Raw genomic sequence first — 15,165 nt, 5'->3', positions numbered from 1 at the left:
CTGGGGCGCCGCTGCGGCCCTTGGTGCGATCTCCCCTTCCGCCTCACCCATGAGCGCATCGGCGAGCTGATCGGCACCACCCGCGTCACCACCACCCGGCTGATCTCCCGCATCCGGGCCGCCGACCTGCTCGAGGCCCCCAGCGGCGAGACCGGCCTGCGCCTGGCACCGGCCCTGGTGGACGGCGCTCCCCTGGCGGCCTGACGCCCCCCCGTTCTCCTGCTCCTCCCTTTCCCTTCCCTTCGCTCCCATGGCCCCCTCCCTCGGCAACCTCCCCGACGTCCCCGCTCCGATCACCACCCGCGGTCCCCAGCCCCAGTCCAAGAAGAAGGGCTGCCGCCAGAAGAAATGCTCCAAGTGGAAGGGCGGCAAGTGCTGCTGCGGCCGCGACTGAGATCCCCCTGGGAGCAACGACGGGCTCCGGTTCTGCCGGGGCCCCTTGGATGGTCGCCAGCTCCACCGCCCCGCTGGAGTCGCCCCGCTGCAGTCGCCTCGGTTCAGTCGCCCCGCCCCTGGCGCTCGAGGCTCGGCATCAGGGCGATCGAGGCGACGAGTCGCCCCGCTGCAGTCGCCTCGGTTCAGTCGCCCCGCCCCTGGCGCTCGAGGCTCGGCATCAGGGCGATCGAGGCGGCCAGTCCCAGCGCCAGGATCAGCAGCGCCGGTATCAGGGCCGCCCCCACCCGTTCGTCGCTGGCGTACTGGTAGACACGCACCGAGAGGGTGTCGAAGTCGAAGGGGCGCAGGGAGAAGGTGAGGGGCAGCTCCTTCACCACATCCACGAACACCAGCAGCGCCCCCACCAGCAACGGACCCCGCAGCAGGGGCAGGTGGATGCGGCGCAGCACCGCCAGCCAGCCGCAGCCCAGGCTGGTGGCCGATTCGTCCAGGCTGGGGGGAATCTGCTCGAATGAGGCGTCGAGTCCCTGTTTCGAGACGGCCATGAAGCGGTCGGCGTAGCCCCAGAGCAGCAGCAGCAGGGGGCTGAGCTGCAGGGGCCCACCGATCAGCATCAGGGCCAGGGCCAGCACCGTGCCGGGCACGGAGTAGCCCATGCCGGCGAAGAAGGTGAGCCGGCCCAGCATCCGGTCGGCCAGCCAGCGGCGGCTGATGGCCAGCACCAGGGCCCCTGCGACGGTGACCACGGCGGCCACCAGGGCCAGCCCCAGGCTGCGCAGGGTCAGGGCCAGCAGGTCCTCGAGCGGATCGCTCTGCAGGTGGTCGCGGCTCGCCACCAGCCAGGTGAGGGGAAGCCCCAGGCTGACCAGGGGCGGCAGCAGGGTGAGCAGCTGGGCCAGCAGGCGACGCCAGCCCCGCAGCGGCCACTGCAGCGTGCCGGCGTCCCCCTGCCCCAGGTTCCAGCGGCGGCTGCGCTGGCGCATCCAGCGTTCGGCCCCCACCAGCAGGCTCACCAGCACCAGGGCGATCAGGGCCAGCCCCACGGCCCCCGGCAGGTCGCCCTCCGCCTGCCAGCGCTGCAGGATCCCCCGCGACAGGGTGGGAACCCCCAGCAGTTCCACGGCGCCCAGCTCATTGACGACCTCCATGCCGCTCAGGGCCACACCGGCGCCGATCGACGGCAGCGCCAGGGGCAGGGCGACCCGCCGGAAGCTGCCCCAGGGGCCCACCCCCAGGCTGCGGCAGGCCTCCAGCTGGCGCTGACCACTGCCGGAGAAGCTCTCGGTGGAGAGCAGGAACACATAGCTGTAGGTGGTGAGGCTGAGCAGCAGCAGGGCCCAGCCGATGCCGTGCACGCGAAAACCCCAGCGGCTGCCGAGGTCGACCAGCACGGCGGCGAGCACGAAGGCCGGAGCCGCCAGGGGCAGCACCTGGGCCAGCCGCAGCCAGCGGCGACCGGGGAACTGGCAGCAGGCGGTGAGCCAGCCGTTGGCGGTGCCGAGCAGGGCGCCGGTCAGGCCGACGCCCACCACCAGCACCAGGGTGTTGCCCAGCTGCTCGAGACCTTCGGCCCCCAGCCACAGGCCGCCGGAGCCGGCATCGCGCACCGCGAAGCCGGCCAGGGCCAGGAAGGGGAGCAGCGCCAGGGCGCAGACCAGCAGCACGGCCGCCGCGAGGGAGGCCCGCCGCATCGGCGGAGCTGTCCGGGGGGCCGCTGCCCGCTCCGCCGTTGCCGCGCTCGCCATCCGGTGTCCTACTTCCAGCCGTTCGATTCCATCATCTGGGTGGCCGCCCGGCTCCTGGAGCCGATCTGCTCCACCGAGACCCCATCGGCCCGGAAGGTGCCGAAGCGCTTCAGGATCGGGTTGTCACCGAAGCCCTTGAGGGGGTATTCGTTGTTGGCTTCGGCGTAGCCGCGGCCGCCGGTGGGGGAGGCCAGGAACTCGATCAGCCGGATCGCCGCCTGGGGATTCCTGGCGTGGCGGGTGACGCCGGCGCCGGTGATGTTGACGTGGGAGGGATTGAGGTAGACCACCCGCAGCCGTTCGGCCAGTTGCTTGTCCTGGGCGCCGCCTTCCCCGGAGAGCATGCGGGCGATGTAGTACGTGTTCACCACTCCGACGCCGCACTCGCCACGGGCGACGGCCCGGGCCAGGGGGGTGTCGGAGGTGAAGAAGGGCTGGCTCACGTTGGCCACCATGCCGCGGATCCAGGTGCGGGTGGCGGCATCACCGTTGAGGATCATGCGGCTGGCCACCAGGGACTGGTTGTAGGGGCTCTTGCGATCCCGCAGGCAGAGCTTGCCCCTGAGGGCCGGCCTGGCCAGATCGGCGTAGGTGCGGATCGTCGCCGGATTCACCAGCTTCGGGTTGACCACCACGGCCCGCACGCGGCGGGTGAGGCCATACCAGCGGCCCTGGGAATCCCGCAGGTTGGCGGGCACGTCCCGCTGCAGGGCGGCTGAACGGGTGGGCCGGAACAGGCCCTGGTCGGTGGCGGCGTCGAGGCGGGCGGCATCCACCAGAACGAGCACATCGGCGGGGCTGTTCTTGCCTTCGCTCTTGAGGCGCTCCAGCAGGGCATCGTCCTTGGCTTCCAGCACATTCACCCTGATGCCGGTGCGGGCGGTGAACTGGCGGTAGAGCTCCTTGTCGGTGTTGTAGTGGCGGCCGGAGTAGACCCCGATGGTGGTGCCGGCCTGGGCGACGGCGGGAGCCTTGGGCTGCGACTGACCGATGGCCGGCAGCGATCCACCGCCGAAGACGGCGAGCAGGGCTGCGGCCAGGGCCGCGGATCCGCCGACAGGCAGCAGGAGGCGACGGCGAAGGAACCTGGACGTGGGCATCGGGGAAGAACGGTTGTCTTCCCGGACGCTATGAAGTCAGCCCAGGGGTGGCCGGAACAAACGACGCGACGTCGCGTAACAATGCTTACCTCTGGAGCGCTCTTGCGGCGCTCAACCCCGTTCGGCGGTGAGCGCTCAGTAGGTGTCGGAGCGACGCACGGGGATCAGGGCTGGCTGCATCAGGCCGCCGCCGCCGTTGTCGTCGTCGGAGTCCATCGCCATCCACAGCACCAGACCGAGAAGGGCGAGCACGCCCGTCATCAGGAGGAACTCGGTCATGGGAGTGCTACGTAGACCGACACCCTAGCGGCGCCAGCCGGTGGTTCCGTAGTGGATGCAGCACAACGGGCCGGGGGCGGCCGATCAGCCGAAGCCCTTGCCCGCCTCGCCGGCCACGCAGGCCTGGAGCTGCTGCCGCAGGCGCTGGTGGTCGAGGTCCTTGCCGATCAGCACCAGCTGGTTCTTGCGTTCCCCCGGCCAGTCGCTGTCGTCGATGGAGAAGCGTTTGCCCGCCAGGTGGAACACGTGGCGGCGCTCGCTTTCGTTGAACCAGAGGATCCCCTTGGCCCGGAAGACCCCCGCCGGCATCTGGTTGTCGAGGAAGTTCTGGAACTTGCGCAGGGAGAGGGGGCCGTCGCTGCTGAAGGACAGGGAGGTGAACCCCTCGATGGCCTGATGGTCGGCATGGCCGCCATGGTCATGGCTGTGGCCATGGCCGTGATCGTGGGCGTGGTCATGGCCCGCCGCCGCCGGCTCGTGCTCGCAGTGGCCGTGGTCGTGGTCGCAGTGGCTGTGGTCTTCGGCCCCATGGTCATGGCCGTGGTGGTGCCCATGGTCATGGTGGTCAGCGGCGGCCGGAGCCTGCTGCTGGGCCACCACCCTGTCGCTCTCGAACAGGCCCACGCTCAGCAGCAGGGGCAGGGGCACCTCGCCCTTCACCGAGCGCAGGATGCGGGCCTCGCTCTTGATCGACCGCAATTCGGCCTCCAGCTGCTCCAGCCGCTCCTCGCTGACGAGGTCGCACTTGTTGAGCAGGATCATGTCGCCGTAGACGATCTGGGAGCGGCCCACCTCCCCCTGCAGCGTTTCGGGGCCGAAGTTCTCGGCGTCCACCAGGGTGATGATCGAATCGAGCCGGGTGAGGTCGCGCAGGTCGCTGCCCAGGAAGGTCATGGCCACGGGCAGCGGATCGGCCAGGCCGGTGGTCTCCACCACCAGGTAGTCGACGGGTTCGGGGCGCTCCAGCACCCGGTAGACGGCCTCCAGCAGCTCGCCGTTGATCGAACAGCAGATGCAGCCGTTGCTCAGTTCCACCATGTCGTCGCCGGTGGCCACGATCAGCTCGTTGTCGATGCCGATCTCCCCGAACTCATTGACCAGCACGGCGGTCTTGAGACCCTCCTGGTTGCTGAGGATGTGGTTGAGCAGGGTGGTCTTGCCCGCCCCGAGGAAGCCCGTGAGGATCGTCACCGGCACGGCGATGGGCCGGGCCTCCGTCGCCGCCTCGGTCGCCGCCTCCTGGGTCGGGGCGTCCAGTTTCGTGCTGGTCATGGCCGGAAGGGGAACCGCTGTGGTGATTCTGCCGGCGCGCTCCCCCCAGCCACGCCGCCGCGGCTGCTGGAATGACGGTCTCCGAACCTGGCCCATGAACCCCAGCGAAGCCTTCGCCGCCATCGCCCTGGCCGCGGTGGCCTGCGATGGTGCCCTTGATGGCGACGAGGCCGCCATGCTGCGCCAGCTATTGGAGGTGCGCTCGCCCTACGCCAACCTCGGCGAGGCGGCCATGGGGGCGATGTTCGACGGGCTGCTGGGACGCCTGAGCAGGGGCGGCTGGGAACAGCTGCTGGCGGAGGCCGCGCCGGTGCTGACCCCTCCCCAGCAGGAGACGGCCTATGCGATGGCGGCCCTGCTGGTGCACACCAACCGCAGCTTCAAGCCGGTGGAGCAGGCGATGCTGCAGCGGCTGGGGGAACTGATCAGCGTGCCGCCCGAGCGCTGCAGCCAGATCCTCGAGGTGATGGCGGTGCTGCACCGCGACAGCCTCAGGGCCTGAGGGCCCGGCCTCAGGACCGGGTGCCCCGGCAGCGGCCGCACAGCCCGAAGAACTCAAGGGTGTGATATAGGGGCAGGAAGTCGCCCAGGTCCTCCCCCGGCAGGTGCAGGCCGTGCACCGGGCACTGGGGCAGCACCATCGTGGTGCCGCAGTCGACGCAGGTGAGGTGGTGTTCGTCCCGCTCGGTCGGGGCGTAGAGGGCTTCGCCGCTGGGCAGGTGGCGGCAGCGCACCAGGCCCCGCTGCTGCAGCTGGCGCAGGTGGCGGTAGACGGTGGCCAGCCCCATGGCGGACGGGCCGCCCCGCAGCCGGGCATGGAGGTCCTGGCCGCTTAGTTCGCCGTCGGCATCGCGCAGTTCCGCCAGCAGGGAGGCCTGGCGCGGCGGCAGATCGGGGGCGGAGGGGGCCTGCATGGTTCCGTTTCTACCCTGCCGGCAGCCAGATGGCCTGGAGGGCCTCCTGCGGCAGGGGCTGGAGAGTGAGGCTGGAGGCCTCGATCAGCACCGCCCGGGGGGGCGCCGGGGGGCCCCCGCGCAGGTTCCCCAGGGGCCGGAGCACCAGGGCCAGCCGGTCGCTGGTGGGGTCGTAGCTGAGGCCGGTGCCCGGTTCGAGCTCCCAGCCGGCCAGGCGCCGCGAGGCCAGCACGGTGCCGCGCCGGTCGAGGCTCACCAGGGTGAGGGAGGGACGGCCCACCCCTTCGATCAGCAGAGCCCAGATCCGCTCGCCGCCGCGGCTGCAGGCCGTGGCCGCCAGGGCCTGGGGGCCGATCCAGAGCTGGCGCGGGGCCACGCCCGGCTCCACCAGCTCCAGGGAGCGGCGGAAATCGGGCCAGTGGCGCACCAGCAGGGCCCGCCCCGCCCGGGGACAGAAGCTGCTCAGGTCGCGGCTGCCGGGCAGGGTCTGGCGGCGCTCCGGCCGGGGGGGCAGGTCCCGCAGGCTGAGGCCATCGATCTCGGGTACCACCAGGGCGCCCCCCTCGGGCAGCAGCCGCACGGCGCCGCTGGCCTCCAGCGGCAGCACCCGCGGGCCGCCGCGGGCGGGCCAGAGGCTGATGCTCACCTGGTCGGGCTGCTCACCGCCGGCCTGCACCAGCAGATCGCCGCGCCGGTTGCCGCTGATGTGGGCGAAGACCATCTCGCCGGCACCGATGGGCTCGGGGGCACCGGCCTGGACGGGGGCCGGCGCCGCCGGCCGCCCCCGGCCCAGGGGGCGCAGGGGCTGCTGGCGCAGCGGCAGCCGCCAGACCCGGAAGCGGCCCCCCTCGGAGCGCGACACCACCGCCACGGCCTCGCCACCGCCGAGCGGTTCGACCATGGTGATGCGCGGCCAGACCGGCGAGATCGGCCGCCAGCGGCCGTCGTGCTCCCGCACCTGCAGCTGCTCGCCGCTGGCCACCGGCACCACCGCCAGCAGCCGGGGGCGCGGATCCCACTGCCAGCGCTGGGGGGGCAGGGCCAGGCCGCGGCGATCGCGGCCGGCCAGCTGCAGCAGCAGGGGGGAGCGGATCCGCTGGTCGGGGGACAGGTTGAGCAGCAGGGTGTCGCCATCCCCCAGCCAGCGGTGGGCCAGGGGCGGGGCAAGGGTGCTGTCCCTGTCCAGGCTGGCCGGGTCCATGGGCCGGCTGAAGCGGGCCTGCAGGGCGGCGGGGCCGGAGCTGGCGGCCACCGGGGTGAGCCGCTCCAGCCGGGGCGGCTGGCGCAGCAGCAGTTGCTGCTGAACCAGGGCCAGCAGCCCGGCCAGGGCCAGGGTGAGCGGCAGGGGGCCGGCCCAGGGGAGGCGGAAGGGGCGGGTCATGGTTCCAGGGGCCGCGCGGGCCGCGGGATCGGCCGGATGCGGCTGGGGACCACCTCCAGCCGCTCGCCGCCGCCGGGGGCGGGCCTGAGGCCCATCACCCCGTCGATGGCCAGCCACTGGTCGGCGGGGAAGGGGGCCTGGCCGGCGGGCCAGTGGACGGGCAGCCCCACGGGCGAGGCATCGGCCAGGCAGCAGCGCACCAGCAGCCTTGCCAGCTGGGGCTGTTCCCCCTCCATGGGCAGCACGAAGCCGCTGATGCGCACCGGATCGCCGGCGAACAGCTTGGGATCGGGCTGGCTGCGCAGCAGCCGCACCCAGTCGGTGAGGCTGCGCTGGGCGGGCGGCAGCACGAAGCTGAGCGCGCTCTCGGCGGTTTCGTCGCGGGGGCGCTGGCCGGCCAGGTCGGCGAAGGAGGGGGCCGGGGGCAGCAGCAGCACCAGCAGGGCGATGGCGGCGGTGAGCAGCAGGGTGCGGGCCTGGCGCCGGTCGCCCCGTTCCTGCCGGCCGGGCCCGAAGGCCAGGCGCAGCTGCAGCAGGGCGACGAGCAGCAGCAGCAGGCCGGCCAGGGCCACCAGGGGGTGGAAGACGGCCCGCAGGAGGAGGTCGAGGCGGCCGTCGACGCTGCTGACCAGCAGCACCAGGGCCCAGAGGCCGAGGCTGGCGGCGCGCCAGAGGGCGGCCCGCTGCAGGAGGGGAGGTGGGGTCATGGGAGTCACAGGCGCCACAGGTTCACCCACTGGCCGATCAGCAGCACCATCAGGGCGGCCCCGGCGGTGGTGAGCACCAGGCCGCGGGGCCGGAACAGCAGCCCGAGCAGGCTCACCAGCTTGAGGTCGATCACCGGACCCAGGAGCAGGAAGGCGAGCAGGGCCCCGGGGGTGACCTGGGCGGCGAAGCTGAGGGCCAGGAACGCATCCACGCTCGAGCACACCGACACCACCAGGGCCAGCAGCATCAGGGCCAGGATCGAGAGGGTGGGGGCGCCGCCCACCGCCAGCAGCCAGCTGCGGGGCACGAAGGACTGCACCAGGGCGGCGATGACGCTGCCCATCACCAGCAGCAGGGACAGGTAAAGGAACTCCTGGCTGGCGTGCTTCATCAGCTCGGCCAGGGGCGGCCGCACCGGGGCGGCCTCAGCCGTGAGGGCCGACGGTGGCGGGGCGCCCACCAGGCCACTGGAGCGCTCCAGCAGCCCCACCGCCGCCAGGGGCTGGTGCAGGCGCCGTTCGGCCAGCAGGTCGGCCTGCAGCAGCGCCGGTTCGCCCACCAGGCCCAGCAGCAGGGCCAGGCCCACAGCCACGACAACGGCGCCCAGGGGGCGGGCCAGCAGCAACCAGGGCTGGTCGGGGAAGGCGGCCCAGGTGCTGGCGATCACGATGGGGTTGAGCACGGGGGCGGCGAACAGGAAGCCGAGGCCGGCGCCGAGGGGCGCGCCACCGCTCAGCATGCGGCGGGCCACCGGCACGTTGCCGCATTCGCAGGCCGGCAGGGCGAAACCGAGGGCAGCACCGGTGAGGGGCCCCAGCAGGGGATGGGACGGCAGCCGCCGCAGCCAGCGGCCGCCGGGGGCGAACCAGCGGGCGCCGGCGGAGATCAGCACGCCGATCAGCAGGAAGGGCAGCGCCTCGATCAGCAGGCCCTGGAACAGGGCCCAGGCGGTGGCCAGGCGGGTGAGGATCACGGCGCCGGCCAGGGCTCCGGGGTGGCGGCGGCCGCGGCGGTGCCCGCCTCGAACCAGTCCGGGGTGGCGGTGAAGCGGGCGGCGTTGGCCTCGTTTTCGCGGGCCTCGACGCGCCAGCAGCAGCTGCGGCCGCCATCGCGGCGGTGGAGCAGCGCGTTGGCCCAGCCCCAGACCAGCTCGGCGCTGGCCTCCATGCCCACGTTGGCCATCACCCGCAGGTCGAGGGCGCCCTGGTCATGCAGGTCCTGCCACTGGGCGAGGAGGGGGTCGTCGTGGTTGACCAGGAAGGTGTGGTCGAACTGCTGCTCGAGGCGGGCCCGCAGGGGCTGGAGGCTGGAGAAGTCGACCACGAAGCCGTGGAGGTCGAGGTGGTGGGCGGCGAACCAGAAGGTGAAGCTGCGGCTGTAGCCGTGCACGAAACGGCAGTGGCCCGGGTGGCGCCACTGGCGGTGGCAGCAGGGGAAGCCGCCGTAGCTCTTGCTGCAGGTGTGGGCGGCGGGGGTGGACATGGGGGAGGATCACTGCAGCTGACGTCGCGTCCCGTGGGGGCTCCCTCCGCCGCTTCCCCTGGATCCTGTCATCCGCCCATCCCCGGTGGGGGGGCGGCCCTGCCCGGCCCGGAGCTGATCGGGACGCTGCGCTTCGACGGGGCGGGTCTGATCCCGGCGGTGGCCCAGGACTGGCTGGACGGGGCGGTGCTGATGGTGGCCTGGATGAACCGGGAGGCGATTGAGCGGACGCTGGCGAGCGGGGAGGTGCACTACTGGAGCCGCTCGCGCCAGGAGCTGTGGCACAAGGGGGCCAGCAGCGGCCATTTCCAGAAGCTGAGGGGGATCCGCTACGACTGCGACGCCGACGTGCTGCTGCTGACGATCGAGCAGACCGGCGGGGGGGCCTGCCACACCGGCGCCCGCAGCTGCTTCTACGAGGAAAGCGCGGAGGCCACCGCCGGCGGCCCTGAGGCCCTGCCGCCGCCGGCGGATGTGTGCACGGAGCTGGCGCGGGTGATCAATGGCCGCCGCGAGCACCCCGAACCGGGCAGTTACACCAACAAGCTGCTGGAGGGGGGCGACAACCGGATCCTCAAGAAGATCGGCGAGGAGAGCGCCGAGTTCGTGATGGCCTGCAAGGACGACGACCCGGACGCGATCGCCGGTGAGGCGGCCGATCTGATTTTTCACCTGCAGGTGGCCCTGGCCCACCACGGGGTGGACTGGCGCCGGGTGCAGGAGGTGCTGGCGGCGCGGCGCGGGGCGCCACGGCGCGAATGAGCCGCCTGCAGCGGGAACTGGCCTGCCGGCGCCGGCTCAGCGATGGATCGGGCGAACGCTGGCTGTGGGCCCTGGGCTCGAGCCTGCCCTGGGTGGGGCTGGCGGTGCTGCTGCTGCACGCCCTGACGCGCCGCACGATCACGCCGTTTCTCTATGGCCTCACGGCCCTTGGGGCGGTGGGCTTCCTGGTGCTGACGCTGGGGGGCCTGCCGGACGACCTGGCCAGCCGCAACCGGCTGCCGTCTGGCACGGTGCCGGCGGCGATCACCTTGATCTGTATGGCGGCCTTTGCCTTCGGGCACCGCCAGGGGCAGGAAAAGGCGGCGGTGGAGGCGCGGAAGTGGCTGGAGTTGGATCGGTGAGGGAAGGGTCGCCGACTGTATGGCTGGGTGCCGTTTACAGTTAACGGCTCAGCACATTGTTTAGGCTATTGAGTTGATTCAATGCATCCTGCAGGTTGCGCTGAACTGTGGGATCAGGCCCTATCACCTTTCGATAGATTTCCACCGCTTCGAGAGTGGGCTGCAGGGCATCGGAGAAACGATTCAACCCAATATAGTATTTCCCTAGATTGACGAGAGCATCGGCGAGATCAACCTGAAAAGTGGAAATGCTCTCTGCCAGTTGTCGATAGGCTGCAACCGCTTCGAGGCTGGCCTGGATCGCATCTGCTGGTCTTCCGGATGCGTTGTACTGAATTCCCAAGTTGAAAAGTGATCGAGCTAGATCAGCCTTGAAGGTCGTTTCTCCCTTCCCCAGTTGCCGGAAGATCGCTATGGCTTCGAGAGTTCTCGGCAGGGCATCGGAATTGCGATCAAGCTCACTGTAAATCGCACCCAGGTTGCTGAGGGAATTGGCCAGTCCACCCCGGAGCATGGGGTTGCCGTCCACGGACTGGCGGCAGATCGCCACTGCTTCGATGGTGGGCTGCAGGGCATCGGAATAGCGACCAAGTTCGTAGTAAATGGCCCCCAGTGATAGTAGTTTGTCGGCCAGATTGGCTTGAAATGCTGGGTCGCTTGCCGCCAATTCTCTGAGAATTCCGATGACTTCAGATTTCGTATTTAGGGCTTCAGCGAATTTGCCGGTACCGCTGTATTCGTTGCTCAAGAGGTGTAATAGTTGGGCCAGTCTTGCCTTCCTCATGGGATCAGTCTTCACTAGTTTGCGGTAGATATCCACCGCTTCACTGGTGGGCTGGAGGGCTTCCTTTGTTCTGTCCAGCTTGATGAGCAGAACACCCAAGTTGCCGAGAGCATCGGCCAGATCATCTTGAAACGATGCGTTGCCTAAGGTCAGCTGGCGGTAGGCGGCTACCGCCTGAATGGTGGCCTGCAGTCCATCGAGATCACGGCCCAGCTCTCTATATTGTAGTCCTAGGTTATAGAGAGAATGGGCAAGGCCTTCCTGCAGATCGGAATCACCCATCGCTAGTTTGCGGTGGATGGCGATGGCTTCGAGGGTTGGCTGGAGAGCTTCAGAGTAGCGGCCTAATTCGCTGTAGAGGGCTCCAAGGTTGTTGAGAGCATCGGCCAGATCACCTTGATAGGAGGGTTCGGTGGAAGCCAGTTTTCGATAGGATGCTATGGCTTCGATGCTGGGCTGGAGTGAATCCTCTGGCCGGCCAAGCTCCCTGTACTGCAAGCCTAGATTGTAAAGGGAATTGGCGAGGTATCCCTGGATTTCTTTGTCGCCAATGGCCAACTTCCTAAAAATGACAATCGCCTCGCTGGTGAGCAAGACAGCATTGCCAGGTTGATTCAATCGGCTTTTCAGCAATCCAAGTAAGGCCACAGATAGGGCCAGATCGGCTTCGTTACCAGCACTGCTTCCCGCCAGCCTGCGGCGAAGGGTTAGGGCCTCTTCGGTCGGTTCAACCGCCTCTCCCGGCCGGTCCGACATCATGAGCAACCAGCCAAACTGGTGCAGGATGATCGCCTTTGTCGCTTCGTCCAGCTCGGGATTGGCCCGCATCCAGCTGAGCACCTTCTGCCATTGGGTAAGGGCTTGGCCATAGGCCCGCTGTTCTTCAAGCGCTTCTGCCTGCTGGATCCAGTCGCTCACCGCCTTTGGTAGCTGATCTTGCGCCGCAGGTTGCGTCAGAACCACCCAGCGGTCGCTGACGGCTGCCGGCAGCTGCTGGGTTTCGGTCCAGGACGCCACGACTGGCAGTGCTGCTGTACTTCCTAGAAGCAGTCCCACGATGGGCAGGCTTCGGCTCAACCATGGATGCTTCACGGCGCGCCCTGCAGCTTGATTCCAAGCTAAAAGCGTGGGGCGTTGCGACCCGCGTTCAGCGCTGATTCTTACGCTGGGTTGCAGCGGGTGGTCGGGCCAGCGCCATCGGCCCCTGGCACGGCAGCATCGTGGGGTGCAGCACAGTGCAGCAGTATGCAGCGCATCTGCCAGCTCAGAAGCTGAGCTTCACTCCACCCCCATAGGCGAACTGGCGCCCCGTGGAAAAGACTTCATAGGACGCAGAAACATAAAGGGACGCCTTGCTGGCGATGTCGTACTCCAGGCTGCCGCTCAGCGTCAGATCGTTGATGCCGCGATTCTGGCCGGCGCTGGAGAAGCTCACACCCGCTCCCGGCAGGAAAGCATTCAGCGAACTGTTCCCGTTGCGATCCCCCAGCGCATCCACCTGATAGGCCACAGCGACGCGTGGCTTGAGCAGCTGAGTCCGCCCAGCATTCAGGGGAATCGCCGCCATCAGCTCGGCGCCGAGGGTTCCCACCAGGCTGTGGCTGGTGTGGCCCGCCACATTCAGGTTCATGGTCGGGTCACCGCTTTCGCTGAACCCACCCTGCTGATAGGCCCCATAGGCCACACCAAGTTGCGGTTTGAGCGTGACCGGCACCCGGGCGGTCGCCTTGCTGAGCGGAATCGCATAGTCCGCCTGCAGCCCGGCGGTGTAGCCCTGGGCCGTTGTGCTGCCGGTGATCGTGTTGCCGTTGCCCACCGCCACCAGGCGACGGAGGCCCTGGATGTTGTAGTTGCCGTAGCCCACCAGCCCCTTGAGCGTCCAAGGGCCATCGGGCCGGTAGACGCCGTAAACAGAGCCACTGTTGACGGTGGAACTGATGCTGTTGCCGCCGGCCCCCAGGTTGCTCAGGCCGGCGGTGCCGTAGCCATAGGCCGCCCCCAGCGTCCATTGGTTGCTGGGCTGCACTTCGACCCCATAGAAGCCGCCGGCGATGGCGGAGTCGTAACCCGAGAGCCCACCATGGCCATCGATGCTGGCGGTGGCATTGCCCCCTGTCGCGAACACGCACAACGGTGTCCTGCGGCCCTTGCCGCCGATCACCCAGCCCGTGTCCCGGCAACGGCCGGCCTGGTTGGTCAACGTTTGCCGCTGCAGCCGCAGGGCATTGAGCCCCACACTCTGGAAGGCCGCATAGGACTCCGGCGTGATCGAATTCACCGCCTGCTCCAGCGCTGCCCCTGAGGGAATGGCCAGCAGATTGGCCAGCCGGCTCACGAAGTCGCTGCTCAAGCCGGCGGCCGTGGCCTGGCCTGTGGTGAAGCCCGTGCTGCCGATCGCCAAGCCCGTGGCATTGGCATTCCCCGCCGCTGCGGTGGCCAGGCGGTTGAAGGCCGAATCGAACACCCCGGCAGCCGAGGCGCCATTGCCCTGGGCCCCCAGGGCCTGCAACGCGGAGGCCACCGCACCGCTGCCATTCCTGGCGCGCCACTGCACGTCGAAGCTGCGGGGGTTGCCATCGGCCTCCTGGATCAAGGCCGTGCCGAACTGCAGCACGGCCGAAGGCGCGATCTGCGTGGGATCCAGCCCCACGGCAGCGGGAGTCGTGAAGGGGGCGCTGGCGGTGACGATCGTGTAGGGGAATCCAGGCCAGGCCGTGCCGCCCCCAAAGGCACTGAGCGCCGTCGTACCCGAAAAGCCGGTGACCGTCCCGGTCACGGCGATGCGGTCGCTCTGGGGACCCTGGATCTGGATGGCCTGCGTCCCCCCATCCAGGCTGTAGTTGCCGTTGATGGTCAGGGTGCCGATCGAGTTGCCCGGGGCGATCACCCCACCAGCGGCCACCGAGGTGCCGGGGAGTTGGCCGGCCCCGGCAATCGTGCCGCCGGAGAGCACCGTCAATCCTGAGGATGGGGCGATCGAACCGTTCACGGCCAGGGTGGCTCCCTGCTGCACTGTGGTGGCCCCCGTGTAGGTGCTCAGACCGGTCAGTTGCGTCAGGCCACCGGTGCCGCTGTTGGAGATGGTCAGGGGGCCTGCGCCGGAAAACGTCCCGGTGAAGCTCGAGATCAGGCCATTGGTATCGATCGTGCCGCCAAGCCTGCTGAGGAAGTAATCGGTGGCGAAAGTGCCGGGCTGGTCAACGATCACCGTGCCGCCCGCCAGCAGGTTGCTGAAGGGGGCACTGGCCGGGGTGGTGGTGCCTGGGGTGACGCCCACCAATCTCACATCCAGGAGAATGGCGTTGTAAGGGGATCCGCAGGGGTTCAGCGCGGGTTGGGCTGTGCACCAGGTCAGCCCCCCATCGGCGCTGATGGCGAAGCCGTTGTAGGTGAATCCATTGAGGCCGATCGGCTCGGTTCCCCCCGCTCCCGTGTTGCCGGTGTTGCCCCACTTCGGCTGGCTGGCCAGGGGGATATCGAGAAAGCCGGTGAGGGTCAGCCCATAGGTGGTGGACGGAAGGAGCGTGAAGGCGCCGACGCTGCCGAGGCTGCTGGCGTCAAAGGTGTACAGCTGCCGCAGGGCATTGATGGTGACCGCCAGGCGCGGAGAGGCAGTCAGTGCCGCCAATGGCAGCGGGCTCGGGCTGCTCGGCGTGGTGGACCAGATCGAGACGCCCAGGCTGGTGGTGAGCGGCAGTGGCGTCGCCACGCTGAAGGGGTTCAGACCCAGCGTCAGCGTGTTGATCTGCGTGGGAAGGCTGCCGGTAGTGAAGATCAGCGATTTGGGGGCGGTGATCAATCCGGAGGCATCAATCAGCGTCGATCCACCATTGGTGCCGTTGGGCGTATTGACGATGACGACGTCGGCTTTGGCCTGCCCTGAGCTGAGGAGAAGCACCCCGCTCCCGATCCCGGTGAGCAGCCTGGGGAGCTTTGCGCGTCGCCTGGTCTGAGGATGGATCATGAAGCTTGACTGAAGG

General features: G+C 69.2%; 17 protein-coding genes. 6 read left to right on the top strand and 11 right to left on the bottom strand.

Going from position 1 to position 15,165, the window contains the following annotated elements:
- Both L107_RS13680 and L107_RS16410 read left to right on the top strand, forming a co-directional pair.
- Positions 1–204 (top strand): helix-turn-helix domain-containing protein (locus L107_RS13680; protein ID WP_159819701.1); only part of this gene is annotated, 204 nt, incomplete at its 5' end.
- A 46-nt stretch (positions 205–250) separates the two neighbouring features.
- Positions 251–394, top strand: coding sequence for a hypothetical protein (locus L107_RS16410; RefSeq protein WP_201295901.1), 144 nt, complete (start codon positions 251–253; stop codon positions 392–394).
- Between the two features lie 184 nt (positions 395–578).
- Here the strand turns inward: L107_RS16410 and L107_RS13675 are convergent, their stop codons facing one another.
- The 4 genes from L107_RS13675 to L107_RS13665 all read right to left on the bottom strand — a co-directional run bounded on the left by L107_RS13675 (position 579) and on the right by L107_RS13665 (position 4,792).
- Positions 579–2,087, bottom strand: coding sequence for an iron ABC transporter permease (locus L107_RS13675; RefSeq protein WP_159819699.1), 1,509 nt, complete (start codon positions 2,085–2,087; stop codon positions 579–581).
- A 62-nt stretch (positions 2,088–2,149) separates the two neighbouring features.
- Positions 2,150–3,241: an extracellular solute-binding protein gene (locus L107_RS13670; RefSeq protein ID WP_159819697.1), complete on the bottom strand. Its 1,092-nt coding sequence runs from the start codon at positions 3,239–3,241 to the stop codon at positions 2,150–2,152.
- Positions 3,242–3,376: 135 nt separating this feature from the next.
- The gene (locus L107_RS16405; protein WP_201295900.1) at positions 3,377–3,520 is read right to left on the bottom strand and encodes a hypothetical protein; all 144 of its coding nucleotides are present in this window, start codon (positions 3,518–3,520) and stop codon (positions 3,377–3,379) included.
- A gap of 84 nt (positions 3,521–3,604) precedes the next feature.
- Positions 3,605–4,792, bottom strand: coding sequence for a GTP-binding protein (locus L107_RS13665; RefSeq protein WP_159819695.1), 1,188 nt, complete (start codon positions 4,790–4,792; stop codon positions 3,605–3,607).
- 94 nt (positions 4,793–4,886) lie between these two features.
- Here L107_RS13665 and L107_RS13660 point away from each other — a divergent pair, with 94 nt between their 5' ends.
- On the top strand, positions 4,887–5,294 hold the full coding sequence (locus tag L107_RS13660; protein WP_159819693.1) for a tellurite resistance TerB family protein: 408 nt from the start codon (positions 4,887–4,889) through the stop codon (positions 5,292–5,294).
- A gap of 10 nt (positions 5,295–5,304) precedes the next feature.
- Here the strand turns inward: L107_RS13660 and L107_RS13655 are convergent, their stop codons facing one another.
- Genes L107_RS13655 through L107_RS13635 form a run of 5 tightly spaced genes read right to left on the bottom strand, consistent with a single transcriptional unit; the run spans position 5,305 to position 9,277 of the window.
- A complete protein-coding gene (locus L107_RS13655) occupies positions 5,305–5,706 on the bottom strand; it encodes a Fur family transcriptional regulator (RefSeq protein WP_159819691.1) in 402 nt (133 codons plus the stop codon).
- A 10-nt stretch (positions 5,707–5,716) separates the two neighbouring features.
- Positions 5,717–7,087, bottom strand: coding sequence for a hypothetical protein (locus tag L107_RS13650; protein WP_159819689.1), 1,371 nt, complete (start codon positions 7,085–7,087; stop codon positions 5,717–5,719).
- Positions 7,084–7,794, bottom strand: coding sequence for a TIGR03943 family protein (locus L107_RS13645; RefSeq protein WP_159819687.1), 711 nt, complete (start codon positions 7,792–7,794; stop codon positions 7,084–7,086). The genes L107_RS13650 and L107_RS13645 overlap by 4 nt, the downstream gene beginning before the upstream one ends.
- Positions 7,795–7,799: 5 nt before the next feature.
- Complete coding sequence (locus L107_RS13640) at positions 7,800–8,768, bottom strand: permease (protein ID WP_159819685.1); 969 nt, start codon at positions 8,766–8,768, stop codon at positions 7,800–7,802.
- Positions 8,765–9,277: a 6-carboxytetrahydropterin synthase gene (locus L107_RS13635; protein ID WP_159819683.1), complete on the bottom strand. Its 513-nt coding sequence runs from the start codon at positions 9,275–9,277 to the stop codon at positions 8,765–8,767. Before L107_RS13635 ends, L107_RS13640 begins: the two co-directional genes overlap by 4 nt.
- Positions 9,278–9,376: 99 nt before the next feature.
- Here L107_RS13635 and hisIE point away from each other — a divergent pair, with 99 nt between their 5' ends.
- Together hisIE and L107_RS13625 are read left to right on the top strand one after the other, a co-directional pair.
- A complete protein-coding gene (hisIE, locus tag L107_RS13630; protein ID WP_159819740.1) occupies positions 9,377–10,039 on the top strand; it encodes a bifunctional phosphoribosyl-AMP cyclohydrolase/phosphoribosyl-ATP diphosphatase HisIE in 663 nt (220 codons plus the stop codon).
- On the top strand, positions 10,036–10,401 hold the full coding sequence (locus L107_RS13625; RefSeq protein ID WP_159819681.1) for a hypothetical protein: 366 nt from the start codon (positions 10,036–10,038) through the stop codon (positions 10,399–10,401). The genes hisIE and L107_RS13625 overlap by 4 nt, the downstream gene beginning before the upstream one ends.
- A 40-nt stretch (positions 10,402–10,441) precedes the next feature.
- Here the strand turns inward: L107_RS13625 and L107_RS13620 are convergent, their stop codons facing one another.
- Positions 10,442–12,262: a tetratricopeptide repeat protein gene (locus L107_RS13620; protein ID WP_236550697.1), complete on the bottom strand. Its 1,821-nt coding sequence runs from the start codon at positions 12,260–12,262 to the stop codon at positions 10,442–10,444.
- Between the two features lie 187 nt (positions 12,263–12,449).
- The gene (locus L107_RS13615; protein ID WP_159819677.1) at positions 12,450–14,813 is read right to left on the bottom strand and encodes an autotransporter outer membrane beta-barrel domain-containing protein; all 2,364 of its coding nucleotides are present in this window, start codon (positions 14,811–14,813) and stop codon (positions 12,450–12,452) included.
- Here L107_RS13615 and L107_RS13610 point away from each other — a divergent pair.
- Positions 14,773–15,138, top strand: coding sequence for a hypothetical protein (locus tag L107_RS13610; RefSeq protein WP_159819675.1), 366 nt, complete (start codon positions 14,773–14,775; stop codon positions 15,136–15,138). The two genes, L107_RS13615 and L107_RS13610, sit on opposite strands and share 41 nt — an antisense overlap.
- Positions 15,139–15,165: the final 27 nt, after the last annotated feature.

It is taken from the genome of Cyanobium sp. Copco_Reservoir_LC18 (assembly GCF_009834675.1).
Lineage (GTDB): Bacteria > Cyanobacteriota > Cyanobacteriia > PCC-6307 > Cyanobiaceae > Cyanobium > Cyanobium minutissimum.
This window is presented reverse-complemented; position numbering and strand designations above follow the sequence as displayed.

Excerpts from the sequence above, each read along its gene's own strand:
- L107_RS16410 (WP_201295901.1), top strand. The coding sequence starts at position 251 with ATGGCCCCCTCCCTCGGCAACCTCCCCGACGTCCCCGCTCCGATCACC.
- L107_RS13660 (WP_159819693.1), top strand. The coding sequence starts at position 4,887 with ATGAACCCCAGCGAAGCCTTCGCCGCCATCGCCCTGGCCGCGGTGGCC.
- L107_RS13670 (WP_159819697.1), bottom strand. The coding sequence starts at position 3,241 with ATGCCCACGTCCAGGTTCCTTCGCCGTCGCCTCCTGCTGCCTGTCGGC.
- L107_RS13635 (WP_159819683.1), bottom strand. The coding sequence starts at position 9,277 with ATGTCCACCCCCGCCGCCCACACCTGCAGCAAGAGCTACGGCGGCTTC.
- L107_RS13675 (WP_159819699.1), bottom strand. The coding sequence starts at position 2,087 with ATGCGGCGGGCCTCCCTCGCGGCGGCCGTGCTGCTGGTCTGCGCCCTG.
- L107_RS13665 (WP_159819695.1), bottom strand. The coding sequence starts at position 4,792 with ATGACCAGCACGAAACTGGACGCCCCGACCCAGGAGGCGGCGACCGAG.
- L107_RS16405 (WP_201295900.1), bottom strand. The coding sequence starts at position 3,520 with ATGACCGAGTTCCTCCTGATGACGGGCGTGCTCGCCCTTCTCGGTCTG.
- L107_RS13655 (WP_159819691.1), bottom strand. The coding sequence starts at position 5,706 with ATGCAGGCCCCCTCCGCCCCCGATCTGCCGCCGCGCCAGGCCTCCCTG.
- L107_RS13610 (WP_159819675.1), top strand. The coding sequence starts at position 14,773 with ATGGTGACCGCCAGGCGCGGAGAGGCAGTCAGTGCCGCCAATGGCAGC.
- L107_RS13625 (WP_159819681.1), top strand. The coding sequence starts at position 10,036 with ATGAGCCGCCTGCAGCGGGAACTGGCCTGCCGGCGCCGGCTCAGCGAT.
- L107_RS13650 (WP_159819689.1), bottom strand. The coding sequence starts at position 7,087 with ATGACCCGCCCCTTCCGCCTCCCCTGGGCCGGCCCCCTGCCGCTCACC.
- L107_RS13645 (WP_159819687.1), bottom strand. The coding sequence starts at position 7,794 with ATGACCCCACCTCCCCTCCTGCAGCGGGCCGCCCTCTGGCGCGCCGCC.